This window comes from Streptomyces sp. SID14436, assembly GCF_010548465.1.
Lineage (GTDB): Bacteria > Actinomycetota > Actinomycetes > Streptomycetales > Streptomycetaceae > Streptomyces.
The window spans coordinates 1-851 of sequence record NZ_JAAGMD010000825.1 but is presented as its reverse complement, the minus strand read 5'-3'; the positions used below and the strand labels follow the sequence as shown (position 1 = coordinate 851).

Here is an 851-nt window from a genome sequence, read left to right as displayed (position 1 = left end):
GCGGCACCGCACCAGCGGGCGCGGGGCCGGTCGGGCCGGGGGCTGGTGGTGCGCCGGGACGATCTGCGGCAGGCGGCGCGCGAGGGCCGGGAGGGCAACCTGGTGCTGTTCGTGGTGGACGCCTCCGGGTCGATGGCGGCGCGGCAGCGGATGGGGGCGGTCAAGGGCGCGGTGCTGTCGCTGCTGCTGGACGCCTACCAGCGGCGGGACAAGGTGGGGCTGGTGACCTTCCGGGGCTCGGGGGCGGAGGTGGCGCTGCCGCCGACGTCGTCGGTGGACGCGGCGGCGGCCCGGCTGGAGTCGCTGCCCACCGGGGGCCGTACGCCGCTGGCGGCCGGGCTGCTGAAGGCGCACGACGTGCTGCGGGTGGAGCGGCTGCGGGACCCCGCGCGGCGGGCGCTGGTGGTCGTGGTGACCGACGGCCGGGCCACGGGCGGCCCCGAGCCGGTCGCGCTGGCCGGGCGGGCCGCGCGGCTGTTCGCGGCCGAGGGGATCGCGTCGGTGGTCGTGGACTGCGAGTCGGGGCCGGTACGGCTGGGCCTCGCGGGGCGGCTCGCCGGGGAGCTGGGGGGCGGCGCGGTGACGCTGGACGCCTTGCGGGCGGACGCGATCGCCGGGCTGGTCAGGGATGTGCGGGGGAACGGGACGAGGAGGGCCGCGTAATGCCGCAGGGACAGCCGAATGTGGTGCCGGACGACGGACTGACGACTCGTCAGCGGCGCAACCGGCCGCTGGTGATGGTGCACACGGGCGTCGGCAAGGGCAAGTCGACGGCCGCCTTCGGGCTCGCGCTGCGGGCCTGGAACCAGGGCTGGCCGGTCGGGGTGTTCCAGTTCGTCAAGTCGGCGAAG

General features: G+C 77.3%; 2 protein-coding genes. Both read left to right on the top strand.

The genetic code is table 11. The features are described from left to right. On the top strand, positions 1 to 663 hold a 663-nt coding region (locus tag G3I53_RS30040; RefSeq protein ID WP_164438968.1), incomplete at its 5' end, for a VWA domain-containing protein. Further along, on the top strand, positions 663 to 851 hold a 189-nt coding region (locus G3I53_RS30035), incomplete at its 3' end, for a cob(I)yrinic acid a,c-diamide adenosyltransferase (protein WP_203617518.1). The genes G3I53_RS30040 and G3I53_RS30035, both read left to right, overlap by 1 nt.